22 protein-coding genes are annotated in these 24,178 nt (G+C 71.4%); 9 read left to right on the forward strand and 13 right to left on the reverse strand.

Features of this window, described 5'->3' with window-relative positions:
- Nucleotides 1-58 precede the first annotated feature (58 nt).
- From QFZ76_RS39755 to QFZ76_RS39770, 4 genes are all read right to left on the reverse strand, one after another.
- Nucleotides 59-658, reverse strand: a complete 600-nt coding sequence (locus tag QFZ76_RS39755; protein WP_307678207.1) for a histidine phosphatase family protein — start codon at nucleotides 656-658, stop codon at nucleotides 59-61.
- Nucleotides 659-765: 107 nt separating this feature from the next.
- A complete protein-coding gene (gene helR, locus QFZ76_RS39760) occupies nucleotides 766-2,970 on the reverse strand; it encodes an RNA polymerase recycling motor ATPase HelR (RefSeq protein ID WP_307678208.1) in 2,205 nt (734 codons plus the stop codon).
- Between the two features lie 67 nt (nucleotides 2,971-3,037).
- The gene (locus QFZ76_RS39765) at nucleotides 3,038-4,273 is read right to left on the reverse strand and encodes a glycosyltransferase (RefSeq protein WP_307678209.1); all 1,236 of its coding nucleotides are present in this window, start codon (nucleotides 4,271-4,273) and stop codon (nucleotides 3,038-3,040) included.
- Between the two features lie 186 nt (nucleotides 4,274-4,459).
- A complete protein-coding gene (locus QFZ76_RS39770; RefSeq protein WP_307678210.1) occupies nucleotides 4,460-5,668 on the reverse strand; it encodes a pyridoxal phosphate-dependent aminotransferase in 1,209 nt (402 codons plus the stop codon).
- Nucleotides 5,669-5,754: 86 nt separating this feature from the next.
- Here QFZ76_RS39770 and QFZ76_RS39775 point away from each other — a divergent pair, with 86 nt between their 5' ends.
- Nucleotides 5,755-6,381, forward strand: a complete 627-nt coding sequence (locus QFZ76_RS39775) for a winged helix-turn-helix transcriptional regulator (RefSeq protein WP_307678211.1) — start codon at nucleotides 5,755-5,757, stop codon at nucleotides 6,379-6,381.
- A 93-nt stretch (nucleotides 6,382-6,474) separates the two neighbouring features.
- Here QFZ76_RS39775 and QFZ76_RS39780 read toward each other — a convergent pair whose 3' ends face one another.
- The 3 genes from QFZ76_RS39780 to QFZ76_RS39790 are packed head-to-tail and all read right to left on the reverse strand — an operon-like array spanning nucleotide 6,475 to nucleotide 10,109.
- Nucleotides 6,475-7,296 carry a hypothetical protein gene (locus QFZ76_RS39780; RefSeq protein ID WP_307678212.1) on the reverse strand — a complete coding sequence of 274 codons (822 nt, stop codon included), beginning with the start codon at nucleotides 7,294-7,296 and terminating at the stop codon, nucleotides 6,475-6,477.
- Nucleotides 7,296-8,564 carry a VWA domain-containing protein gene (locus QFZ76_RS39785; RefSeq protein WP_307678213.1) on the reverse strand — a complete coding sequence of 423 codons (1,269 nt, stop codon included), beginning with the start codon at nucleotides 8,562-8,564 and terminating at the stop codon, nucleotides 7,296-7,298. The genes QFZ76_RS39780 and QFZ76_RS39785 overlap by 1 nt, the downstream gene beginning before the upstream one ends.
- 45 nt (nucleotides 8,565-8,609) lie before the next feature.
- On the reverse strand, nucleotides 8,610-10,109 hold the full coding sequence (locus tag QFZ76_RS39790) for an IucA/IucC family protein (RefSeq protein WP_307678214.1): 1,500 nt from the start codon (nucleotides 10,107-10,109) through the stop codon (nucleotides 8,610-8,612).
- A gap of 123 nt (nucleotides 10,110-10,232) precedes the next feature.
- Between QFZ76_RS39790 and QFZ76_RS39795 the strand changes: the two genes are divergently transcribed.
- From QFZ76_RS39795 to QFZ76_RS39805, 3 genes are read left to right on the forward strand one after another with little or no spacing between them, the layout of a single operon-like run.
- Nucleotides 10,233-11,771: an IucA/IucC family siderophore biosynthesis protein gene (locus QFZ76_RS39795; RefSeq protein ID WP_307678215.1), complete on the forward strand. Its 1,539-nt coding sequence runs from the start codon at nucleotides 10,233-10,235 to the stop codon at nucleotides 11,769-11,771.
- A gap of 22 nt (nucleotides 11,772-11,793) precedes the next feature.
- Nucleotides 11,794-12,708: a HipA family kinase gene (locus QFZ76_RS39800; RefSeq protein WP_307678216.1), complete on the forward strand. Its 915-nt coding sequence runs from the start codon at nucleotides 11,794-11,796 to the stop codon at nucleotides 12,706-12,708.
- Nucleotides 12,705-12,974: a SelT/SelW/SelH family protein gene (locus tag QFZ76_RS39805; protein WP_307678217.1), complete on the forward strand. Its 270-nt coding sequence runs from the start codon at nucleotides 12,705-12,707 to the stop codon at nucleotides 12,972-12,974. Before QFZ76_RS39800 ends, QFZ76_RS39805 begins: the two co-directional genes overlap by 4 nt.
- A 4-nt stretch (nucleotides 12,975-12,978) precedes the next feature.
- Here QFZ76_RS39805 and aceB read toward each other — a convergent pair whose 3' ends face one another.
- Together aceB and QFZ76_RS39815 are read right to left on the reverse strand one after the other, a co-directional pair.
- A complete protein-coding gene (gene aceB, locus QFZ76_RS39810; protein ID WP_307678218.1) occupies nucleotides 12,979-14,610 on the reverse strand; it encodes a malate synthase A in 1,632 nt (543 codons plus the stop codon).
- A 187-nt stretch (nucleotides 14,611-14,797) separates the two neighbouring features.
- Nucleotides 14,798-15,397, reverse strand: coding sequence for a nucleotidyltransferase family protein (locus tag QFZ76_RS39815; protein WP_307678219.1), 600 nt, complete (start codon nucleotides 15,395-15,397; stop codon nucleotides 14,798-14,800).
- A gap of 216 nt (nucleotides 15,398-15,613) precedes the next feature.
- Between QFZ76_RS39815 and QFZ76_RS39820 the strand changes: the two genes are divergently transcribed.
- Nucleotides 15,614-15,916 (forward strand): DUF5955 family protein, encoded by a 303-nt coding sequence (locus tag QFZ76_RS39820; RefSeq protein ID WP_307678220.1) that lies wholly within the window; start codon nucleotides 15,614-15,616, stop codon nucleotides 15,914-15,916.
- On the opposite strand, the gene QFZ76_RS39825 is transcribed toward QFZ76_RS39820, so the two are convergent.
- A complete protein-coding gene (locus QFZ76_RS39825) occupies nucleotides 15,913-16,623 on the reverse strand; it encodes a DUF6304 family protein (protein WP_307678221.1) in 711 nt (236 codons plus the stop codon). The two genes, QFZ76_RS39820 and QFZ76_RS39825, sit on opposite strands and share 4 nt — an antisense overlap.
- Complete coding sequence (locus QFZ76_RS39830; protein WP_307678222.1) at nucleotides 16,620-17,414, reverse strand: IclR family transcriptional regulator; 795 nt, start codon at nucleotides 17,412-17,414, stop codon at nucleotides 16,620-16,622. Before QFZ76_RS39830 ends, QFZ76_RS39825 begins: the two co-directional genes overlap by 4 nt.
- Nucleotides 17,415-17,695: 281 nt before the next feature.
- Here QFZ76_RS39830 and allB point away from each other — a divergent pair, with 281 nt between their 5' ends.
- Together allB and alc are read left to right on the forward strand one after the other, a co-directional pair.
- Nucleotides 17,696-19,033, forward strand: coding sequence for an allantoinase AllB (gene allB, locus QFZ76_RS39835; RefSeq protein WP_307678223.1), 1,338 nt, complete (start codon nucleotides 17,696-17,698; stop codon nucleotides 19,031-19,033).
- 72 nt (nucleotides 19,034-19,105) lie between these two features.
- Nucleotides 19,106-20,236 (forward strand): allantoicase, encoded by a 1,131-nt coding sequence (gene alc / locus QFZ76_RS39840; RefSeq protein WP_266449877.1) that lies wholly within the window; start codon nucleotides 19,106-19,108, stop codon nucleotides 20,234-20,236.
- Nucleotides 20,237-20,712: 476 nt separating this feature from the next.
- On the opposite strand, the gene QFZ76_RS39845 is transcribed toward alc, so the two are convergent.
- Both QFZ76_RS39845 and QFZ76_RS39850 read right to left on the reverse strand, forming a co-directional pair.
- Nucleotides 20,713-21,840 (reverse strand): IS30 family transposase, encoded by a 1,128-nt coding sequence (locus QFZ76_RS39845; RefSeq protein ID WP_373464494.1) that lies wholly within the window; start codon nucleotides 21,838-21,840, stop codon nucleotides 20,713-20,715.
- Nucleotides 21,841-22,133: 293 nt separating this feature from the next.
- The gene (locus QFZ76_RS39850; protein WP_307678224.1) at nucleotides 22,134-22,883 is read right to left on the reverse strand and encodes an SDR family oxidoreductase; all 750 of its coding nucleotides are present in this window, start codon (nucleotides 22,881-22,883) and stop codon (nucleotides 22,134-22,136) included.
- A 185-nt stretch (nucleotides 22,884-23,068) separates the two neighbouring features.
- Between QFZ76_RS39850 and QFZ76_RS39855 the strand changes: the two genes are divergently transcribed.
- The gene (locus QFZ76_RS39855; RefSeq protein ID WP_307678225.1) at nucleotides 23,069-23,692 is read left to right on the forward strand and encodes a dihydrofolate reductase family protein; all 624 of its coding nucleotides are present in this window, start codon (nucleotides 23,069-23,071) and stop codon (nucleotides 23,690-23,692) included.
- Between the two features lie 85 nt (nucleotides 23,693-23,777).
- Nucleotides 23,778-24,173, forward strand: a complete 396-nt coding sequence (locus QFZ76_RS39860) for a ribonuclease domain-containing protein (RefSeq protein WP_307678226.1) — start codon at nucleotides 23,778-23,780, stop codon at nucleotides 24,171-24,173.
- Nucleotides 24,174-24,178: the final 5 nt, after the last annotated feature.

The raw sequence follows: 24,178 nt of genomic DNA on the forward strand, positions 1-24,178 counted from the left end.
CCTGCTCGAAGGGCTTCCGCACCGCCGCGACCGGCCGCACGATCAGCCCCTTCGAAGACTACGACCCCGGTCTGACATTCCACCCGGCGATCACCGGCCGCCCGTGCTCGGTGCTCAGCCGGCACAGGGTCCCGGTCGCCAGCTGGAACAGTGCTCCGGCCGACGGCGGCAGCCCCAGCCGCCGGGCCGTGAGGACCCGCAGGAAGTGGCCGTGCGCCACCAGCACCACGACGCCCTCGGTGTTGGCGAGCGCCGCGTCCACCTTGGCCAGCATCCGGTCGGCCCGTTCACCCACCTGCTCCGGGGTCTCTCCGGGGTGGTCGGGCGGCCCGGGCGCGACCCCGTCCGTGAACAGGAACCAGTCCGGCCGGGTGCGCCGGATCTCCACGGTGGTGACGCCTTCGTATCCGCCGTAGTCCCATTCGCGCAGGTCCGTGTCGACCCGTACGTCGTGCAGCCCGATGAGCTCGGCGGTCTCCCCGGCCCGTTGCAGCGGGCTGACGAACGCGGCCCCGATCCGGTGCGAGCGGATCAGCGGCACCAGGCCGCGCGCCTCCTGCCGTCCGCGCTCGGTCAGCGGGACGTCCGTCGATCCGGTGTGCCGCGCGGACCGCGACCACTCGGTCTCGCCGTGCCGGACGAGGAAGAGATCACCCATGTGTCACAGGCTACGAGCAGCACACGACTGCGCGGCGGGACGGCCGGACGGCCGGACGGCCGGACGGCCGACCGGCACTCCGCGCGCGGGTGTTCGTCCGGCCGGGGTCAGGAGCTCGTGAGGACGACGAGTTGCTGGGTGGCCCGGGTCATGGCGACATAGCGGTCGACCGCTCCTTCGATGCCTTCGCCGAACGCCTCCGGGTCGACGAGGACGACCAGGTCGAACTCGAGCCCCTTCGACAGCTCCGGGGTCAGCGACCGGACGCGGGACGACCGAGGCCGGAAGCTGGGATCGCCGATGACGCAGGCGATCCCCTCGGCGTGTGCGGCGAGCCAGGTGTCGAGGATCGAGCCCAGATCCGAAGCGGGCCCGTGGACGACGGGGATGCCGCTGCCACGGATGGAGGTCGGCACGTTGGCGTCCGGCAGCACGGCCCGGATGACCGGCTCGGCCTCCGCCATGATTTCCTCCGGCGTCCGGTAGTTGATGCTCAGGGAGGCCAGGCTGATCCGGTCGAAGCCGATCCGCTCCAGCCGTTCCTGCCACGACTCGGTGAACCCGTGCCTGGCCTGGGCGCGGTCCCCGACGATGGTGAAGCTCCGGGACGGGCACCGGAGCAGCAGCATCTGCCACTGAGCGTCGGTCAGTTCCTGGGCCTCGTCCACGACGATGTGCGCGAACGGGCCGGCGAGCAGGTCCGGGTCGGCGGTGGGCAGTTCGGACTCGTCGACCAGGCTGACCCGGGCGTCCGCGCCGCGCAGCATCGTCACCAGGCCTTCGCCGTCGTCACCGTCGGCGCCGGAGGCGGCCGCGGCATCGAGCAGGTTGTCGACGACCTGCGCCATGCGCTCGCGCTGGGCGGCGAGGACGGCCTCGTGCCGGCGCTTGCGCCGGGCCGCCTCCGGGTCGCCGAGCCGCTGCCGCGCCGCGTCCAGGAGCGGCAGGTCGGACACCGTCCAGGCCTGGGGACTCTCCCGCTGCAGCTTCCGTACCTCCTCGCGGCCGAGCCAGGGAGCACACATCCGCAGGTAGGCGGGTACCGACCACAGGTCCCCGACGAGGTCGGTCGCCTCGATCAGCGGCCATGCGCGGTCGAAGGTCGTGAGCAGCTCCCGGTTCTGCCGCAGCGCCCGGCGGAGCAGGTCGTCCGAGATGTCGCCGTCGTGCTTGTCCACCAGGATCGTGAGCAGCTCCTCCCAGACCTGGTCGCGTGCCTCGTTGTGCGGAGTACCGGGTGCCGATTCGAACGCCACGGCCCAGTCGTCGGCGCTCAGCCGGATGTCGGACCACGGGGTCGTGACCGTCATCCTTTCGGTGGGCGGCTCCTCGTAGAACCTGACGGCCCTCTCGATCGCCTTCACCAGGTCCGCGGACGACTTCAGGAGCGCCACCTCCGGGTCGGCCTCGACCGCCGCCGCGGCTCCCTCGGTGACGAGGTCCCGCAGGGTGCAGGTCTGCACGCCCTCCTCTCCGAGGCTGGGGAGGACGTCGGCGACGTAGGCCAGGTACGGCCGGTGCGGACCGACGAACAGCACCCCGCCCCGACGATGGCCGAGGCGGGGGTCGGAGTGGAGGAGGTAGGCGGAGCGGTGCAGGGCGACGACGGTCTTGCCCGTACCCGGACCGCCGTCGACGACGAGGGCGCCGCGGGAACCCGCGCGGATGATGGCGTCCTGGTCGGCCTGGATGGTGCCGAGCACGTCCCGCATCCGGGGCGACCGGTTGCTGCCCAGGCTGGCGATGAAGGCGGACTGGTCGTCGAGCGCGGCGTGCCCGGCGAACCCGTCCGCGGTGAACACCTCGTCCCAGTAGTCGCTGATCCGGGTGGGGGTCCCCCCGCTCGAGCGAAGCCGAGAGTGGGGGAGGGTCCAGCGATACCTGCGGCGGCTCGCCAGACCCATCGGATTGGCGTGGGTGGCCCCGAAGAACGGCTCGGCCGCGGGCGAGCGCCAGTCGAGCAGCAGCCGACGGCCCGCGCTGTCCGTCAGGCCGAGTCGTCCGATGTACACCGGCTCGGGGTCGTCCGCGCCGACCATGTGCCCGAGGCAGAGGTCCAGTCCGAAGCGGCGCAGTGCGCGCAGGCGAGCGGTCAGCCGGTGGATCTCCGTGTCCCGGTCCATCGCCTGCCGGCCCATGCCGCCGGGCGCCCTGCGCTGGGCGTCGAGACTGTCGGACAGTTCGGCGATCGTCTGATCGAGGCACTCCGCGATGGCGGCGAAGTGCTGCTCGTCGCCGGCGATCAGTGTCGGGTCGGCCTTGGGGGAGAGGTGGTCGGGAAGGTCGAACACGCTGGTGGTCAGCGGTTTCACGGCATCGGCTCCGATCTGGGGTCGCTCGCGATCACGGCGTGCGGAAGGGCGTCCGGACTGGCGTGCTTCACGCGGACACGCGTGGCTTCTCCCGGCCGGCGGCCTCGAGCAGCAGCGTCGCGGCCACCGTCGCCCCGTCGGAGCGGACGGTGCCGGCCACCGCCTTCGCCCGGGCGGCGGTTTCGGGGGCCAGGGCCGTTTCGAGCGCGGGGGTCAGGGACTCGAAGGTCGGAGCCGGACCCTGGTGTGCCGCGCCGATGCCCAGGTCGGCCACCCGGCCGGCCCAGTACGGCTGGTCCGCGATCTGAGGCACCACCACCTGGGGTGCGCCGGCCCGGGCGGCCGTCGTCGTCGTACCCGCGCCGCCGTGGTGCACGACGGCGGCCACCCGGCCGAACAGTGCCTGGTGGTTGATCTCGCCGACGGCGAAGCAGTCGGTGAGGTGGTCGATCAGGCCGAGGTCGGCCCAGCCCTGGGAGACGAGTGCGCGGCGGCCCCGCGCCCGGACCGCCTCGATGGCCGTCCGGGCGGCGTCCGTCGAGGCGTGCATGGGCATGCTGCCGAAGCCCACGTACACCGGTGGTGCACCGGCGTCCAGGAACGCCAACAGCTCGGCCGGGAGCGGGCGTTCGTCCGGCAGGATCCACGCGCCGGTCTGCACGACGTCGAGGTCCGGCGTCTCCTGCCACGGGTCCAGGGTCGGGTCCGTCGCCAGCCACGGCCGGTCGCCGATGACGTAGTCACGGACGTTGTCCACCGGGGGCAGGCCGATCGACGCCCGGTTGGTGTTGAGCGCCTCACCGAACAGGGCGTTGATGCTCTGGGCGTCCAGGTCCCACAGCACCCTGCTGTCGGTCACCTCCTGCGGCAACGGCCGGCCCGGATACGCCAGCGGGCGGCGCCGCGGCGACGGCAGAGTGAGCTGCTGGAAGGTCACGGACACGGAGGGGATGCCCAGTTTCTCGGCCACCGACCGCGCGCCGGCCGCGGCCGAGATCATGCCGGTCGCCACCACGACGTCACAGCCCTCGGCTGCCGCGGTGAGCACGTCCAACTGGCCGGCGATCACCTCGGCCGCGCGCTGGGGCAGCGATGACGGCGGCGGCGCCGCCTTCGTCAGTGCGCGCGCCGACGGGCCGAAGGGCAGCAGCGGTACGCCGACACCGGCCAGCAGCTCCGCGAACTCCTCGTCCGCCGGTCCGCACACCCGCACCTCAGCGCCGAGTTCCCGTAACCTCACCGCGAGTCCCGCCATCGGCTGGACGTCCCCGCGCGACCCATAGGTCGACAACACCACACGCATACGCGACTCTCATTTCCGCAGATCCGGGCTTCGGTCGGACGATTCTGCGGCACGACCGGGGCCTTGCGGCAAGCCCCCCGGTGCGCTATAAGTTGAGAGTGGCAAGGAGAGAGAGTGACCTCCTTGCCTTTGTTTTTTGCCCCCAGAGAACCCCCAGAGAACCGCTGGGGGACTGCTGGGGAACCGCTACTGCCGGTACCCACTCAGGAACCGCCCGATCCGCCCGATCGCCGCCTCCAGGTCGTCCGCGTGCGGCAGGGTCAGGATGCGGAAGTGGTCGGGGCTCGGCCAGTTGAAGCCGGTTCCCTGCACCACCTGGATCTTCTCCCGCAGCAGCAGGTCCAGGACGAACTTCTCGTCGTCGTGGATCCTGTGCACCTTGGGGTCGAGACGCGGGAACGCGTACAGCGCGCCCTTCGGCTTCACACACGACACACCGGGGATCTCGTTGAGCTTCTCCCAGGCCACGTTCCGCTGTTCGTGCAGGCGTCCGCCCGGCGTGGTCAGCTCGCGGATGGACTGCCGGCCGCCGAGCGCGGCCTGGATGGCGTACTGCGCGGGCGCGTTGGCGCACAGCCGCATGGAGGCCAGCATCGTCAGGCCCTCCAGGTAGTTGCGGGCGTGCTGCCGGGGACCGGTGACGACCATCCAGCCCGAGCGGAAGCCGGCCACCCGGTACGTCTTCGACAGGCCGCAGAAGGTCAGGACGACCAGGTCGGGGGCGAGGGCCGCGGCCGAGTGGTGCACGGCGTCGTCGTACAGGATCTGGTCGTAGATCTCGTCCGCGAACACCATCAGGCCGTGCCGGCGGGCGAGATCGAGGATGCCCTCGATGATCTCCTTCGGGTAGACGGCGCCGGTGGGGTTGTTGGGGTTGATGATGACCACGGCCTTGGTGCGATCCGTGATCTTCGCCGTCATGTCGTCCAAGTCGGGGTACCAGTCGGCCTGTTCGTCGCAGAGGTAGTGCACCGCCTTGCCGCCGGCGAGGGTCGTCACCGCCGTCCAGAGGGGGAAGTCCGGGGCCGGGATGAGGATTTCGTCGCCGTCCTCGAGCAGTGCCTGTACGGCCATCGAGACCAGCTCGGAGACTCCGTTGCCTAGGAAGACGTCGTCGACGCCGACCTCCAGGCCGAGTGTCTGGTAGCGCTGGGCGACAGCACGGCGGGCGGAGAGGATGCCGCGGGAGTCGGTGTAGCCGTGCGCCTGCGGCAGCATCCGGATCATGTCCTGGAGGATCTCCTCCGGCGCCTCGAAGCCGAACAGCGCGGGGTTGCCGGTGTTCAGCCGCAGCACGCTGTGGCCCGCCTCCTCCAGCGCGTCGGCGTGCTCGATCACCGGGCCGCGGATCTCGTAACAGACCTCGCTCAGCTTGCTCGACTGCCGGAACTCCATGCGCTTACGCCCCTCCGGTTGTGGTGTTGCTTGGTTTTACCAAGTTCGAGCTTGGAAAGTCCAACGACATGTCTAGACTGCGTCGCATGTCACCACGCCGAAGCTACGACCAGTACTGTTCCGCCGCCCGGGCGCTCGACGTCGTCGGGGACCGCTGGACGCTTCTGATCGTCCGGGAGCTGCTCGCCGGTCCGCGCCGCTACACCGACCTGCACGCCGACCTGCCGGGTGTCAGCACGGACGTACTCGCCTCGCGGCTGAAGGACATGGAACGGGACGGCCTCGCGACCCGGCGTCGGCTGCCGCCGCCCGGTGCGGTGTACGTGTACGAACTGACCGGACGCGGACGGGAGTTGCTGCCGGTGCTCCAGGCCCTGGGCCGGTGGGGCCAGGCCGAGCTGGGCGAGCGGCGGCCCACGGACGCCGTGCGGGCGCACTGGTTCGCACTGCCGCTGCTGCGGGCGCTGGAAGGAGAGGGGCTCGTGGAAGTGCGGCTGGAGGAGGGCGACTTCCATCTGTACGTCGGCGCCGAGGACGGTCCCGTGTACGGCGAGGGGCCCGCCCCCGCCGAGCCCGACGCGCGGCTGGTCCTGGACACCGGGACGTGTCTGGCGCTCGGGCGGGGGGAGTTGAGCGTGCCGGACGCGGTGCGGGCGGGGCGTATCGAGGTGACGGGTGAGGGCACGCTCGCGAAGGCACTGCGCGAGGCCTGACAGCGACAAGGCCCGCCGTGCCGAAGCACAGCGGGCCCCGCGCGACCCGTCAAGGCAGCCCGGCGGCTGGCTCGACGGTCTCTTGACGATCCGTCAGGCGCCCGGAGGTAGCCGCGTCGCCCGTCCCGCCCCGCGTGTCAGCGAGTACCCGCCGACCCCCGCGAGCGCGGCCAGTACGCCGCCGAGCCCGGTCCACACCCACCGGTCGGACCACCAGCCGGAGGACCAGCCGTCGTCCGGCTCGATGCTGGACAGCACGGCGGAGGCGGACGAACCGTCCTCCTCCGCGGCGGACTTGACCGCGATCCCCGGCACCAGTGGCTCGGCCAGCGAGCCGTCCACCGCGGCCGAACCGCCGATGTCCTTGGAGCCGACCCGGAGTTCCGTCTCGACGGGCAGGCCCAGGTCGGCCGTCGTCAGGTCGACGACGGTCAGCCGGACGTAGTACGTCCCGGGCAGCGGGTCGTTCGCCCACGGCTCCGACCAGGCGCGGACCGTGCGCAGCACGCAGGCCAGCTCCACGGAGGCGGTGCCCGCCGCCGCGGTGCGCGTCTGGGCCCCGTACTGGCAGGCCTGGCGGCGCCGCAGACCGTCGTACACGTCGATCTGCCAGGTCTCGGCTGCGTGCGCCTCAGGCAGCTTCACCGTCGCCTGCACGGTGGGCCGCTGACCGGCGTCCGCGGGGAACGACCAGTACAGGTAGTCGCCCGCGGAGCCGTTCGCGGTGGCCGTCTGCCCCTGCTCGACCTCGGTCGCCGTGCGGAAGGAGGTGCCCGCCTGGGTGGGCGCGCCACTGTCCGCCGAAGACGAAGACGAAGACGAAGACGAAGGAGACGGCGTGGAGTCGGCCACGGCCGGGGAGACCGCCAGGCCGAGCATCAGCAGGGAAGCGCTCAACACACGTGTGATCCGCATCAGTTGGTCCTCCAGACCGCGACCCGCCAGCGTGACACCCAGCCCCAGACCAGACCGGCGAGGAAGCCGGTCAGGATCAGCGCGCCGAGCAGCCACCAGCCGCGCCCGAGGCCGAAGGAGGCCACGTCGCTCGCCGGCGACGGACCGTCCACCACGTCGACGGTCAGCTCCAGCGGCAGACCCGGCGTGGTCTTCACACCGGAGGCCACGGAGAAGGAGTTGGTGACCTGGAGACACACCGTCTCCGTCTCCGAGGCCGCGTTGTCGTCGTCGCTCTCCGCCTTGGGATACCGCAGCCCCGTCGAGACGACGTCGGTACGGCCGTCGCCCGCCGCCTCGCCGCGCACGATCTCCCGCCCGTGCACCGTGACCGCCCGCACCAGCACCCCGTAGGAGGGGTTCACGGCCCGGTCGGCCCCCACGCTCACCGAGGCGCGCAGCTCCTGGCCGGGCTCGACGTCCACCCGGTACCAGCGCTGCTGCCCGAACTCCTCGCGGTCGGTGTACAGGCCGGACTTCACGGTCGGCGCCTCAGCGCATCGGGCGGCCCCGTCCACCGCCACCGGGACCACCACCGGATCGGCCGCCCGGTCCACCAACTGGTTGACCCGGTCGGTGAGTTCGTCGGTGTGCTCCACCGAGGTGTACGTCCCGCCGGTCGCCTCCGCGATGCAGCTGAGCTGCTGCCGCATCTTGGCGTTCGGGACCAGGCCGAGGGTGTCGATGGTCAGCCCGATGCCCTTGGCGGCGATCTCGCGGGCCACCTCGCACGGGTCGAGCGGGGCGCAGGTGTCCTCGCCGTCGCTGATCAGCACGATCCGCTTGGAACCGTCGCCGTCGAAGTCGTCGGCCGCCTTGAGGAGGGCGGGGCCGATCGGCGTCCAGCCGGTGGGGGCGAGGGTCGCCACCGCCGTCTTGGCCTCGGTACGGTCCAGCGGGCCGACCGGGTAGAGCTGCGCGGTGTCCTTGCAGCCCGTCTTCTGGTCGTCGCCGGGGTAGTTGGCGCCGAGGGTCCGGATACCGAGGTCGACGTCCTCGGGCGTGGCGTCCAGCACCTCGTTGAACGCCTGCTTCGCGGCCGCCATCCGCGTCCCGCCGTCGATGTCCCGGGTCCGCATGGAACCGCTGACGTCGAGGACGAGGTCTACCTGGGGCGTGGCCCCGCCCGTGGGTTCACCGGCGAGGGCCGCGACCGGGAAGGCGATCCCGGCCGTCAGGGCGGCGAGCAGGGCGCACACCCCTGCTGCCAGCCGTTTACTTGTGATCATCGGCGGATCTTATTGATCAGGAGTGCCGGGCTCCAAAACGGCCGTTCAGAGCAGCGGACTCGGCAGGTGCGTCCACTGGTCGCCGGGCGTCCCCGGCGACAGCCGCATCAGCGTCAACGCCTTGGCGGGCAGCGGCTCTTCGAGCAGTGCGGCGAGATCCGGCGTGCGCGGCAGATCCCGTACGGCCGTCCCCAGCGCCCCCCGCAACGCCGCCCCCGAGCCCGCCGTACCGGCCAGGGCTCCGGCCACCAGCGAGCCGAACAACTTGCGGCGCAGGGTGGTCTCGTCGTCCGTGACGATCCGCCCGGTCAGTTCCGGGACCGGGATGCCGTGCCGGGCCAGCCGGGCCGGACTGACGCGGATGTCGGCGAGGTCGCGGTAGACCAGGCGCAGCGGGGCGCCGGTCGCGGACAGGACGACGAGGAGATTCTGGCCGTGCGCCTCCAGGGCCACGCCCAACTCCAGGAGCCGCAGGCCGACCGTGAGGGCGAGGCGGGTGAAGTCGGCAAGCCAGGCGGGGGAGTCGGGCAGGCCGGTGGTGGCGAGGGCGGCCACCGGCAGCACCCGCTCGCCGTGCTCCGGCGCCGCGAAGTCCTGCGGCGACTCGCGCAACACCGCCGCCAGGTCGGGGGAGTTGGCCGTGACCGCGCCCAGCGTGCGGGTGACGTGCAGCAGGCCGTCCATGCGGGCCGCCAGCGCCTGAGCGAACGCCGAGAGGGTCGCGGACAGGGTGATCGAGTAGACGGAGATGTCCCGCACCGAGGAGGTCAGGCGGGCGCTCAGCGCGGTCTTGACATGGGGCCCGTCCGGCAGCGCGAGGGTGCGCAGGGACATCAACGGGTGCGCCGGGAGCCCTTCCTCGCACCGGCGCTTGAGCACATGCTCCGCCTGCCACGGATGCACCGGCACCAACAACCGCTCCCCGTCCCGCATCCCGCCCGGCCACTCACCCGTCACCAGGCACTCGCCCGCCGGAACCGGCAGCAGCCCGAGCCGCACGACAGGCCGGTGCTCGGGCCCGTAGGCGAGCTGCTCGGCCACCGAGAAGCCGGGCCGGGAACGGCAGCCCGGGTGGAACGGATGCCCGTCGACCACCCGCTGCTCCCACTCCCAGTCGACCACCGGCCACTGCGACGCGTGGGCCGGCGCCCCGGCCCGGGACAGCGCCAATGAGGCGACGCTGTGCCCGAGTTCGGCGGCGAAACCCGAACCGTGCGGCACGGCGAGGTCGGTCATCAGCCGCGCCGGATCGTCGTACGCCAGACGGTCGAGCCGCACCTCGGTGACATACCCGGAGGTGGCGTACGGGTCGGGGTGCGGGCCATGCAGCCGGCGGTCGTCCGAAAGGCGCAGGGTGAGCCCGTCCCGGCCGGTCGTGCGGCCCGCGAGCCACGGCAGCGGTTCATGGGTGAGCGCACGCCACAGCCGGGTCAGCACGGCCGCACGGGCACCGGGCAGCTCGGCCGTGTACCGCGGCACGAGGTCGGGGCGTACGGCGGCCAGCTCGCCGGCGACCTCGGCCTCGGCGGTGAAGGGACGGTGCACGGGCGGGCTCCTCGAGTACGAATCGGGTACGAATCGGGTACGAAGGGGATGTCACGACAGGCGGTGACGACAGACATACTGATCGTCTCCGCCCGAACGGACCGTAGAGAACGAGTGGAACGCGTGGATCTCATCCCCCCGCCCGCCGCCGACGACGCCGCACCGCGCGACGACGTGGCGGACCGCGCCGACGCGTACGCGGCGGCGCCCCTCCTGAACTGCCTGGTGCGGGAGGTGGCCGAGCCGCTCCCGCGAACCGGCGAACCCGGCGAACCCGGTGAAGCCGACGACCACCGGGTGTACCGGCTGCCGGGGGGCAGACTGCTGCGCGTGCGCGGAGAGCGGCGGCCCGCCGGACCCGAGGTGTACACGGCGGCCGGCTGGCGGCCCGTCTCCCATCCCGAGCTCGTCAAACTCGTCGCCGAGGTACTGGTCCGCCACACCGGCCTGTCCAACCACGAGCTGCCCGCCGAGATGATCGACAGCCGGGACGCGGTGGCCGCGCTGCTCACCGCACGCGCCGGGGCGACGCCGCCCGCGGACCCGTACCTGCTCTCCGAGCAGTCCCTCATCACCGGCCACCCCCACCACCCCGCCCCCAAGGCTCGCGGCGGCGGCCCCGTCGCAGGGTGGCTGCCCTACGCCCCCGAGGCGCACGCCCGCTTCCCGCTGACGCTGCTCGGGCTGCGCGCGGACGCGGTCGTCGAGGAGGGCGACACCGCGGCGCTCGACGCGCTCGGCGAGGCCCCGGCCGGCTACCGGCTGCTGCCCGCCCACCCCTGGCAGCTCGACCTCGTCGCCCGCGACCTCGCCCCGGCCTTCGCCGACGGCCGGCTGATCCACCTGGGCACGACCGCCTTCGAGGCATGGCCGACGGCCGCGATCCGCACGCTGTACGCGCCCGAACGCGACCTCTGCCTGAAGTTCAGCCTCGACGTCCGCATCACCAACGACATCCGCCGGCTCTGGCGGCACGACCTGCTGAAACTGCGCCGCACCGACACGGCCGCGGTGCGGGCCTTCGCGGCGATCGACGGGCCGGCGGCCTGGCTCGGCGACCACGGCTACCGCACCGCGGCCTTCGCCTTCGAGGAACTCGCCGTCCTGGTCCGCGACGGACTGCGCGACCGGGTGGTCCCCGGTGCGACCCCGCTGCTGGCCGCCGCACTCGTGGAGGGCTTCGACGGCAGTCCGCTCGACGGCGCGAAGGACCCGGCGGCATGGTGGGATGCCTATCTGGCGCAGGTCGTGCCGCCGGCCCTGGCGGCCTTCGCCGACCACGGCGTCGTACTCGAAGCACACCTGCAGAACACGCTGATCGCCGTCGACGCCGACGGAACACCCGTGCAGGCGCTGTTCCGGGACTCCGAGGGCGTGAAACTGCTGCCGGACATGTCCCGGGCCGCGGGCTGGGAACGGCTGGTGTACTGCCTGGTCGTCAACCACCTCGGCGAGGTCGCCGCGGCCCTCGCCGAACGCCACCCCGGCCTCGACCCCTGGCCCGCCGTCCGCCGCGCACTGTCCCGGCACGACCTCCCCGAGACCGCCGCCCTGCTCGCCTCGCCCACCCTGCCCGGCAAGACCAACCTGCTGCTGCGCTGGACCGGCGCGGACGGCGCCGACGCCCGCTACCTGCCCCTGCCCAACCCCCTCGCGGGGTGAGGGCTGGCATACCCTGGCCGGTGTGCTGCGCGATGTGACTGCTGTTCGATACGTGAACCCGTTGCGGTCCGGCGGCTCCGTGCCCGGAGTCGTCGAGGCCGACGACCTCGGGACGTACGTCGTCAAGTTCACCGGCTCCGCACAGGGCCGCAAGGCGCTGGTCGCCGAGGTGATCGTGGGCGAGCTGGCCCGCGCCCTCGGACTGCGCTTCCCCGAGCTGGTCCTCGTCCACTTCGACCCGGCGATCGCCGACCACGAACCGCACCAGGAAGTGCGCGAACTCCACGGCGCGAGCGCGGGACTCAACCTCGGCATGGACTACCTGCCGAACGCGAAGGACTTCACGCCGGAGGTCGCCAAGACCTTCCCCGTCGACCCGCTGGAGGCCGGCGAGGTCGTCTGGCTGGACGCCCTGACGGTCAACGTGGACCGTACGGTCCACAGCTCCAACCTCATGATCTGGCCCACGTTCGGGACCGTACCGCCGCGCCTGTGGCTGATCGACCACGGGGCCGCACTCGTCTTCCACCACCGCTGGGACGGCTCGGACCCCGCGAAGGCGTACGACTTCCGGCACCACGCGCTTGGCCACTACGCGCCGGACGTGCGGGCGGCCGACGCGGAGCTGGCGCCCCGGGTGACGCTCGACCTGCTGCGGGAGGTCACGGAGGCCGTCCCGGACGCGTGGCTGGCCGCCGAGGAGGACTTCGCGACGCCGGACGACGTCCGCAGGGCGTACGTCGACTACCTCCACGCGCGCGTGCGGGCGTCCGCGGCCTGGCTCCCCACCGACTTTCCCACCCGGGAGGAACTCGCCGCCGAGGAGGCCCTGCGGGCGGCGAGGAACCAGCAAGGACGACCCGCGTGGCTCAAGCAGGTCCCCGACCTGCACGGCAAGCCCGCGGCCCAACAGGATTGGTCGGTGCACCTCGGATGAGCGGTCGTGTCGAGATCGAGTACTGCACCCAGTGCCGCTGGCTGCCACGTGCGGCATGGCTGGCTCAGGAGCTGCTCACGACGTTCGAGGCCGAACTGACGGAACTGGCGCTGAAGCCCGGCAAGGGCGGCGTCTTCGTCGTCCGCGTGAACGACGAGGTCGTCTGGGACCGCCGCGAGCAGGGGTTCCCCGAGCCCACGGCGGTCAAGCAGGCCGTACGCGACCGAGTGGCCCCGGAGAAGTCCCTGGGCCACTCGGACAAGTGAGGCTCTAGCCGCGCAGCTGCTCGTACGCCGGCAGCGTCAGGAAGTCCGCGTAGTTCTCGTCGAGCGCGACCTCCAGGAGCAGGTCGTGGGCCTGCTGCCAGTGACCGGCGGCGAAGGCCTCCTCGCCGAGTTCGCTCTTGATGTTCCGCAGTTCCTCGGCGGCGACCTTGCGGGCCAGCTCGGGCGTGGCCTTCACCGTGGCCCCGGCGTGCTCGAACTCGACGCCCGCGTTGATCCACTGCCAGATCTGCGAGCGGGAGATCTCGGCGGTCGCCGCGTCCTCCATCAGGTTGAAGATGGCGACTGCGCCGAGGCCGCGCAGCCAGGCCTCGATGTAACGGATGCCGACCTGGACGGCGTTGACGAGACCGTCGTACGTCGGCCTGGCCTCCAGGGAGTCGACGGCGATCAGGTCGGCCGCCTTGACGTCCACGTCCTCGCGCAGGCGGTCCTTCTGGTTCGGCTTGTCGCCGAGGACCCGGTCGAAGGACTCCATGGCGATCGGGACCAGGTCCGGGTGGGCCACCCACGACCCGTCGAAGCCGTCGTTCGCCTCGCGGTCCTTGTCGGCCTTCACCTTCTCGAACGCGACCTTGTTGACTGCCTCGTCGCGCCGGGAGGGGATGAACGCCGCCATGCCGCCGATCGCGTGCGCGCCGCGCTTGTGGCAGGTGCGGACGAGGAGTTCGGTGTACGCGCGCATGAACGGGGCCGTCATCGTCACGGCGTTGCGGTCCGGGAGGACGAACTTGGCGCCGCCGTCACGGAAGTTCTTGACGATGGAGAACAGGTAGTCCCACCGCCCGGCGTTCAACCCGGAGGCGTGGTCGCGCAGTTCGTAGAGGATCTCCTCCATCTCGTACGCGGCCGTGATCGTCTCGATGAGCACGGTGGCGCGGACGGTGCCCTGGGGGATGCCGAGGTAGTCCTGCGCGAAGACGAACACGTCGTTCCACAGGCGGGCTTCGAGGTGCGACTCGGTCTTCGGGAGGTAGAAGTACGGGCCCTTGCCGAGGTCGAGCAGCCGCTGGGCGTTGTGGAAGAAGTAGAGGCCGAAGTCGACGAGCGCGCCCGGGACCTGCTGCCCGTCCAGCTGAAGGTGCCGTTCGTTCAGGTGCCAGCCGCGCGGGCGCATGACGACGGTGGCGAGCTCGCTGTCGTCCTTGAGGGCGTACGTCTTCCCGGACCCGGCATCCGTGAAGTCGATGTTCCGGGTGAAGGCGTCGGCCAGGTTGATCTGACCGAGGACGACGTTCTCCCAGGTCGGCGCCGAGGCGTCCTCGAAGTCCGCGAGCCAGACCTTGGCACCCGAGTTGAGGGCGTTGATGGTCATCTTGCGGTCGGTGGGGCCGGTGATCTCGACCCGGCGGTCGTCCAGGGCCGCCGGGGAGGGGGCCACCTTCCAGGAGTCGTCGGCGCGGATCGCGGCGGTCTCCGGGAGGAAGTCGAGCGTGGAGGTGCGGGCGATCTCGGCGCGGCGCTCCGCGCGGCGGGCGAGGAGTTCGTCACGCCGGGGCGTGAACCGGCGGTGCAGCTCGGCCACGAAGGCGAGGGCCGCGTCGGTGAGGACCTCCTCCTGCCGGGGCAGGGGCTCGGCGTCGACGATGGCCAGCGGGGACGGCGCTGGTGCGGACATGAGCTGTCACTTCCTTCAGCGAGCGTGGCACCGGGTGCCAGTCGACCACGGTACGGCGGTGTACGCCCGGAGAGCAGGCGGGCGCTTCTGAACAGTGGATACTAGTTTCCTCATCGTGGAACTTCAATGGTTTGTTGATGTCGAGATTCTCCGAGTCGAGGGAAGGTGGCGCTCAGTGCCACCCCGCTCACTCAAGGTGCTCCAGGTCCGCGGGCGTGTCGATGTCGTACGGCTCGGACACGTCCCCGCACTCGACGAGCGTGATCGCCTCCTCGTGCGCCTTCAGATAGGCGCGTGCCCCTCGGTCGCCGGTCGCAGTCGCGGCGATCCCCGCCCAGTGGGCGGCGCCGAAGAGGACCGGGTGGCCGCGTACGCCGTCGTAGGCGGCCGAGACCAGCGACTCCCGTGAGGTGCAGGCGGCGAGCACGCGGCCGACCGCCTCCGCCCCGATGCCGGGCTGGTCGACGAGCGAGACGAGCGCGGCCCCTGCGCCCGTGCCGGTGAGCGAGTCGAGCCCGGCCCGCAGGGACGAGCCCATGCCGTCGGCCCAGCCGGGGTTCTCCACGAGCACGCAGTCACCGAGCTGGGCCCGCTCCCGTACCGCGGCGGCCTCGGCTCCCAGGACCACGTGGACACGGGTGCAGCCGGCCGCGCGCAGCACGCCGACCGCGTACTCGACCAGCGGTCGCCCCCGGTGTTCGAGCAGCGCCTTGGGGCGCCCGCCGAGCCGGCGCCCGCCTCCCGCGGCGAGGAGCAGCCCGGCCACCTGCTGTGCGTTCTGCGTCATGCGTCCTGCATACCTGACGTTCCGGGAAGCGCCCGGCTTCCATGGGCTGAATTTCGGTCAGAGGAGTGGCGCACCCGGCGCGGGGTGGCGTTTACTGACCCGCGTCTCCCGGCGCCCGACCAGCGCGCGGGACGGCGCGGAGGGTTCGAAGCGCGTGCAGGCGCACAACGGCGTGCGACGGGGAGGGCTGTGTTGCAGAGCTTGGGGCAGAGACCGGTGAGCGGCAGCGACGAGGACCTGAGAGTGGCGGAACTGCGGACCGCGGTGTCCCGGCTGCGCCGCGAACTCGCCGCGCACCGAGCCGAGTTCCGCGACCGTGGCATCGCCGAGAACGAGCTCGCGGCGCTGGCCGCCATGACGATCGAGGGGGCGCCCGACGTGCCACGGCTGCGCAGGTCCCTGCTGCTGATCGCGGGCGCGATCGGCTCGGTGAGCGCGCTGTCCCGCGGGCTGGCGGACGTCAGGGCGGCCGTGGACCTGTTCGGCGAACCGCCGGACCGGCGGAGCCAGGCCCTCTAGGAGCCGTTCGCCGTCCATCCGAGGTAAGGGAACGCACCTCGGTAGCCCTGGTCCGAGGTCCGGTGCTCGAACTGGCCGCAGAGCCAGGTCTCCTGGACGAACTCGGTGAGCGCGGGCCAGTGGGTGAGGATGCCCCACGGTCCGTACTTGCCGTCCACGCGCCGGTAGACGTCCTTGGCGTCACGGAAACAGGCAAGACCGGCCATCAGGCTGTGGCCGACCGGGTGGTAGTCGGACCAGGCGCACGCGATGCAGGCCTTGATCCGCGTGCCGTGCGGCAGCCCGCGCTGGAGGTCGTGCAGGGCGTCCTCGAAGTCGTCGTGGTCTTCGGCGGTGCGGTACTCGTGTCCGTCGAGGCGCAAGGTGATGGTCAGGGTCTCCCGGTCCAGGCCGCGGCCGGGGCCTGCCGGTCCGCCGAGCCGCAGGGTGCAGTGCAGCACTCCCGTCCGCACGCCGTGCCCCTCGACCGCGACCGGCATCGGCAGTTCCCACTCCAGCAGGCAGGAGCACAGCGCCCCCTCGAAGAAGGCGAACATCGCCTCGGGCAACTCACCGCCCAGCGCGCCGAGATCGTCCATCGTGTCGCCCTCGAAGCGGACGCCCCTGATCGTGGTGCGGATCAGTTCCCGGCCGTCCGACTCGAAGACGACCTGCTCCGAGCCGTGCCGGTCGGTGTACCGGCCCGGCCAGCGCTGTAAGGCCGTCATGCCGGGTTCTGGCTCGCCAGCGCCTGGGACAGTTCCACCGCCACCTGCTGGAGCACCGGCACGATCCGCTCTGTCACCGACTGAGTGACCCGGCCCGCCGGGCCCGAGATGGAAATGGCCGCCGAGGTGGGGGAGTTGGGCACCGACACCGCCAGGCAGCGGACGCCGATCTCCTGCTCGTTGTCGTCGACCGCGTATCCCTGACGCCGCACGTCCTCCAGCGCCGCGAGGTAGGCGTCCGGCGTGGTGATCGTCTTCTCCGTCGCGGCGGGCATGCCGGTGCGGGCCAGCAGGGCGCGCACCTCGGCGTCCGGCGTGTCGGCGAGCAGGGCCTTGCCGACGCCCGTGGAGTGCGGCAGGACACGACGGCCGACCTCGGTGAACATGCGCATCGAGTGCTTCGACGGCACCTGCGCCACGTAGACGATCTCGTCGCCGTCCAGCAGTGCCATGTTCGCGGTCTCGCCGGTCTCCTCGACCAGGCGGGCGAGGTAGGGGCGCGCCCAGGTGCCGAGCAGACGGGAGGCCGACTCACCGAGGCGGATCAGGCGCGGGCCCAGCGCGTAGCGGCGGTTGGGCTGCTGGCGTACGTATCCACAGACCACCAGGGTGCGCATCAGACGGTGGATGGTCGGCAGGGGCAGGCCGCTGCTCGCGGAGAGCTCGCTCAGACCCACCTCGCCACCCGCGTCCGCCATCCGTTCCAGCAGATCGAAGGCGCGCTCGAGGGACTGGACTCCGCCGCTGGCGGACTTCGCGGAGTCGGTGGTGCTGGCGCTGGACGTCGGCACGGCGCGTTCCTTTCGGGACAGGCGGGAAGAGCAGAAGCCTACCCGTCGGTCGGTTGACTCCCTGATGGTGCGTAGCTACGTTCTGTCTACCGGAATACTAATTCCGTCTTGTGGAAACGTCCAGAGTGTGCGCCTATGTGGTCCCCTGAAGGAGTGTGCCCTTGACGGCGCGTGGGCTGGAGTGAAGACTCCTTCAACAGAACGTTGAATTCCGTTACGTGGAAGTAAATCCCGTTTCCCGGAAGTAAAACGTCGCCACAGGCAGAGCGAGAGGGGTCCGGGTGTTTGACGTAGAACTGGTGCTGCGCTCGACGCGCGTCATCACCCCGGAAGGGACCCGCGCCGCCTCGGTCGCGGTCTTTGCCGGGACGATCACGGCCGTCCTGCCGTACGACGCCGAGGTGCCGGCCGGTGCCCGCCTGGAGGACGTCGGCGACCACGTCCTGCTGCCCGGCCTGGTCGACACGCACGTGCACGTCAACGACCCCGGCCGCACCGAGTGGGAGGGCTTCTGGACCGCCACCCGCGCTGCGGCCGCCGGCGGCATCACCACCCTCGTCGACATGCCGCTCAACTCCCTCCCGCCCACCACGACGGTCGACCACCTCCGTACGAAGAAGGACGTCGCCGCCGACAAGGCACACATCGACGTCGGCTTCTGGGGCGGCGCCCTGCCCGACAACGTCAAGGACCTGCGCCCGCTGCACGAGGCAGGCGTCTTCGGCTTCAAGGCCTTCCTGTCGCCCTCCGGCGTGGACGAGTTCCCGCACCTCGGTCAGGACCAACTGGCCCAGTCCCTTGCCGAGATCGCCTCCTTCGGCGGCCTGCTGATCGTGCACGCCGAGGACCCGCACCACCTGGACGCCGCCCCGCCGCACAGCGGCCCCAAGTACGCCGACTTCCTGGCCTCCCGTCCGCGGGACGCCGAGGACACGGCGATCGCCCAGCTCATCGCCCAGGCGAAGCGCCTCGACGCGCGCGTGCACGTGCTGCACCTGTCGTCGAGCGACGCGCTGCCGCTGATCGCGGCCGCCAAGGCGGAGGGCGTCCGCGTCACGGTCGAGACCTGCCCGCACTACCTCACCCTCACCGCCGAGGAAGTCCCCGACGGCGCCAGCGAGTTCAAGTGCTGCCCGCCGATCCGCGAGTCGGCCAACCAGGACCTGCTCTGGCAGGCGCTGGCGGACGGCACGATCGACTGCGTGGTCACCGACCACTCGCCCTCGACGGCCGACCTGAAGACGGACGACTTCGCCACGGCGTGGGGCGGCATCTCCGGCCTCCAGCTGAGCCTCGCGGCGGTGTGGACGGAGGCACGCAGGCGCGGCCACGGCCTGGAGGACGTGGTCCGCTGGATGTCCACGCGGACGGCCGACCTGGTGGGCCTGCGTCAGAAGGGCGCCATCGAGGCGGGCCGCGACGCCGACTTCGCGGTCCTCGCACCGGACGAGACGTTCACCGTGGACCCGGCGGCCCTCCAGCACCGCAACCGTGTCACGGCGTACGCGGGCAAAACCCTGTCCGGCGTCGTGAAGTCCACCTGGCTGCGCGGCGAACGCATCGTCGCGGACGGCGAGTTCACGACCCCGAAGGGCCACCTGCTCACCAGAACCCCCTGATCCACCTACCTGATTCCTGTAAACGCACCCGCACCCGCACCCGCAGCGGCCGACTCCCGAAAGGCACACCTCGTGACGGCGCAGCCCGAATTTCCATCGGCTCGTTTCACCGGCGACGCGAACCCCTACGGAGGCGGTGACCCGTACGCGGACTACCGCACCGCCGACTTCCCCTTCACCCAGTACGCCAACCTCGCCGACCGGCAGCTCGGCGCCGGAGTGATCGCCGCCAACGACGAGTTCTTCGCCCAGCGCGAGAACCTGCTGGTGCCCGGGCCCGCCGAGTTCGACCCCGAGCACTTCGGGCACAAGGGCAAGATCATGGACGGCTGGGAGACCAGGCGACGCCGCGGGGCCTCCGCCGACCACCCGTGGCCCACGGCCGAGGACCACGACTGGGCGCTGGTCCGCCTCGGCGCCCCCGGCGTCATTCGCGGCATCGTCGTCGACACGGCCCACTTCCGCGGCAACTACCCGCAGGCGGTGTCGGTCGAGGGCACGTCGGTGCCGGGCTCCCCTTCGCCGGAGGAGTTGCTCTCCGGTGACGTGAAGTGGACGACGCTCGTGCCCCGCACGGCGGTGGGCGGCCACGCGGCGAACGGCTTCACGGTGGCGGTCGAACAGCGCTTCACGCACCTGCGCGTCAACCAGCACCCCGACGGGGGCATCGCGCGCCTGCGGGTGCACGGCGAGGTCGTGCCGGACCCGAAGTGGCTGGAGGTCCTCGGCACCTTCGACGTGGTCGCCCTGGAGAACGGCGGCCAGGCCGAGGACGCCTCCAACCTCTTCTACTCGCCCGCCACCAACACCATCCAGCCGGGCCGTTCCCGCAAGATGGACGACGGCTGGGAGACCCGCCGCCGCCGCGACCAGGGCAACGACTGGATCCGCTACCGCCTGGCCGCGCAGTCCCAGATCCGTGCGCTGGAGATCGACACGGCGTACCTGAAGGGCAACAGTGCGGGCTGGGCGTCGGTGTCCGTACGGGACGGCGAGGACGGCGCCTGGACCGAGATCCTCCCGCGCACCCGCCTCCAGCCCGACACCAACCACCGCTTCGTTCTCCCGACGCCCGCCGTCGGCACGCACGCGCGCGTGGACATCTTCCCGGACGGCGGCATCTCCCGCCTGCGGCTGTTCGGCTCGCTGACGCAGTCAGGCGCGTCGACCCTGACCGCCCGCCACCAGGAACTCGGCACCTGACGCCCCCTGAACCCCGACCCTTGCCCACCCACCACCCGACTCGGTCGCTTTGACGGGTGCGGTACCACCCTCAACCGGTCCGGCGTACACATCCACCGCCGTCCCGCGTCCTTCAGCCTGTCCGACGTTGGAGGAGGAGGCCCTTCGGGGCGACGGGGGCTGGGGCGAAGACCCAGCGGGGTGCCGGGATGGAGTCCCGCGAGGGTTGCAGGGGACGTAGTTCCGGCCGGGTCGTAGGGGCGGAGCCGAGCCCCTGCGGGGGTCGGTAGAGGTGGAGTCCCGCGAGGGTCGCAGGGGGCGTAGTCCTGGCTGGGGTCGTAGGGGCAGAGTCCTTGGTGGGGTGGAAGGGGCAGCGCTTCGCGTGGGGGGTGCGGGGGCGTAGTCCCGGCCGGGGTTCGGGGTTGGGCTCCTGGAGGGTCGAAAGGGGCAGCGCCCCGCGTGAGGGGGCGAATTCTAGGGATCGTCGCAACACATGATCACTGACGTGTGGTGGCGAGCAGTTTATGCAGGCGCTCGGCTGGGGTCTCCCAGCCGAGCGTTTTGCGTGGGCGGCTGTTCAGCTCGGCAGCCACGGCGTCCAGGCGCTCACGGCCGTGGACAGCAAGGTCGGTGGCCTTGGGGAAGTACTGCCGCAGCAAGCCGTTGGTGTTCTCGTTAGAGCCGCGCTGCCAGGGCTTGCCGGGGTCGCAGAAGTAGACCGGCATCCGGGCCGCCATAGCGAACTCGTGATGACGGCCCATCTCGCTGCCCTGGTCCCAGGTCAGGGATCGTTTCAGGTGGGGTGGCAGGTGTCTGACGGTGTCCAGGAGGGCGTCGCGAACACGTTCCGTGCTGCGACCTTCAGGCAGGTGGACGAGCATCAGGTAGCGGGTACTGCGTTCGACCAGGGTGCCGATCGCGGAGCCGTTGTCCTTGCCGATGATCAGGTCTCCCTCCCAGTGGCCCGGGATCGCACGGTCGACGGCTTCGGCTGGACGGTCGCTGATCATGACCATCGGCGTCGAGTAGCGCGGCTGGCGCTGCTGGGCCTGGCGGCGGGGCTTACGGCGGGCGCGGCCGGTGCGGAGCGCTTTCACCAGGTCACGGCGAAGTTCTCCGCGGCCTTGCACGTAGAGGGCCTGGTAGATCGTCTCGTGGACCACGTGCATCTCCGGCCGGTCGGGGAAGTCCTTGCGCAGGTGGTGGACTATCTGCTCGGGGCTCCAGCGCCTTCCCAGGCGCTCCTGGATGTAGTCCCGCAGCTCCACCTTCTGGCCGATCTTCCCCGGCTTCGGGCGAGGCCGGCGGGCCAGGGCACGCGCATCGGCTGCGAACGGGCGGTACTGGCCGTTGCCTGGGTGCCGGTTGCGACTGATCTCGCGGCTCACGGTGGAGGGGCTGCGGCCGAGCTCGGCGGCGATCGAACGGATCGAAGCGTCCTCCCGCAGTCGATCAGCGATGTAGATCCGGTCTGCCTCTCGCAAGTACCGAGACGGCCCGGAAGTGGGCCCCACCGTGATTGGCGGTACCCACTTCCTGCGGCCGGTCGGCTGGGAGCCATGCCGCCATCGTTTCCCGGTCCGTCGGTTCACTCCGACGATCCGGCACGCCTCCGTGTTGCTCACGCCCCGGTTCACGAGCTCGAAGTATGCCTCCCGTTCCCGGTACAGCTTCTTCGGCCCTTGCCCCAGGCGTTCCCCACGAATCTCGAAGTCCATCGCATCCCCTGAGCTGGGGTGTTGCGACGACCACTAGAACTTAAGGGGGTGCAGGGGACGCAGTCCCCGCCGGGGTTCTGGGGCGGAGCCCCTGGTGGGGTCGAAGGGGCGGAGCCCCTGGGGATGGGACGGGTAGGGGCGGCGGGGGCGAGGAACTCGCCCCCGGCACCCGGGCGAGGAACTCGCCCCCGGCACCCGCGTCACGCCGCATGCCCCCCGTCCACCGAGAACTCCGCGCCCGTGACATAGTCCGCCCCCGCCAGATGGGCGACCGTGGACGCCACCTCCTCGGCACGGCCGAATCGCCCCAGTGCGGTCATCCCCGCCTGCCCCGCCGCAAACGGCCCGTCCGCCGGATTCATGTCCGTGTCGATCGGCCCGGGATGCACGATGTTCGCCGTGATACCACGCCCGCCCAGCTCTCGGGCGAGGGCCTTCGTCAGGCCGGTCAGGGCCGACTTGCTCATCGCGTAGAGCGTGCCGCCGGGCCCCGGCACGCGCTGGGTCATGCAGGTACCGATGGTGATGATCCGGCCGCCGGGACCCATCCGTGAGGCGGCCGCCTGCGAGGCCAGGAAGACACCGCGCACGTTGACGGCCAGGACCTGGTCCACCTCCGCGAGCGAGAGGTTCTCCAGGGGCCCGAGCAGCCCCACGCCCACATTGTTCACCAGCACGTCGAGCCGCCCTCCGAGCGCCTCCGCCGTACGCGGTACCGCCCCCGCCGCCTCCTCCGCGTCCGCGGAGTCCGCCCGCACGGCCACGGCCCGGCGCCCCAGCGCCTCGACGGACCGTACGACGTCCTCGGCCGCCGACTTGTCGTTCACGTAGGTGAGAGCGACGTCCGCGCCCTCCCGCGCCAGTCGCAGAGCCGTCGCCGCACCGATGCCACGGCTGCCGCCGGTCACGAGGGCCACCTTGCCGTTCAGGAATCCGTTGGAAGTGGTCATGGATCCGTTGGAAGTAGTCATGGACCCATCCCAGCCGCCGGCGCCCCCGGACGCTGGCGGCGAACGGACACCGACCTCCGCCGGCACCGATGAGTTGCGGGTGCCGCTGGGGTCTGCCCTGATGAAACAGACCCGCCCAGAACAGACCCGCCCAGAACAGACCCCCAAGAGAAGAGGCACCCGTCATGGGCAAGCTCGTCCTCACCTCCTTCGTCACCCTCGACGGCGTCCACCAGGCCCCCGGCGGCCCCAAGGAGGACACCCGCGACGGCTTCCGGCAGGGCGGCTGGACCGTCCCGTACTGGGACGACGACTTCGGCCGGTTCGTCGACGGGGTCTTCGGACGCGTCGGCGCCTTCCTCCTCGGCCGCCGCACGTACGAGATCTTCGCCGCGTACTGGCCGAAGAACACCGACCCGGCCGACCCGGTCGCCTCGAAGCTGAACGCGCTGCCGAAGTACGTCGCCTCCGCGACCCTCACCGACCCCGGCTGGGCCGGCACCACCGTGATCGGCGGCGACCTGGCCAAGGAGGTCACCGCCCTCAAGGAACGCACCGACGGCGAGCTCCAGGTGCACGGCAGCGGGGCCCTCGCCCGGTCCCTGCTCGCCCTCGACCTCGTCGACACCGTCCACCTGCTGACCTTCCCGGTCGTGCTGGGCGCCGGCCGCCGGCTGTTCGCCGAGGGCGCCGTACCGACCGCCTTCCGGCACATCGAAGGGCAGGTCACGGGGGCGGGCGTGGCCATCCAGACGTACGACGTGACGGGCCGCCCGGAGTACGGCTCCTACGAGCTCCCCACAGGTTAACTTCCCGAAAAATCATCGGACTTGACGGGAAAATCTTCGGAGTTGTCATTGACATGCCATCGTCTACGCGCGTCATCATGGAGCCATGAGATTCCCCCCACGCGCCACCCGGATCGGCGCCGCAGCAGCTCTCATGTCCGCCCTCCTCGTGGGCGGCACCGTCACCGCCACCTCGGCGAACGCGGCCGCCGCGGCGGTCGGCAGCATCTGCTACGGCGACCTGCCCTCCCAGGCCCACGACACGCTCGACCTGATCGAGCAGGGCGGTCCCTACCCGTACTCGCAGGACGGGACCGTCTTCCAGAACCGGGAAGGCATCCTGCCCGGCCAGTCGACCGGCTACTACCACGAGTACACGGTCATCACGCCTGGTTCGTCCACGCGCGGCGCCCGCCGCATCGTCACCGGCGAGGAGAACCAGGAGGACTACTACACCGCCGACCACTACGCCTCGTTCGACCTGGTCGACTACGGCTGCTGAGCCGG

The sequence above is a fragment of the Streptomyces sp. V4I2 genome (assembly GCF_030817655.1).
Classification (GTDB): Bacteria; Actinomycetota; Actinomycetes; order Streptomycetales; family Streptomycetaceae; genus Streptomyces; species Streptomyces plumbiresistens.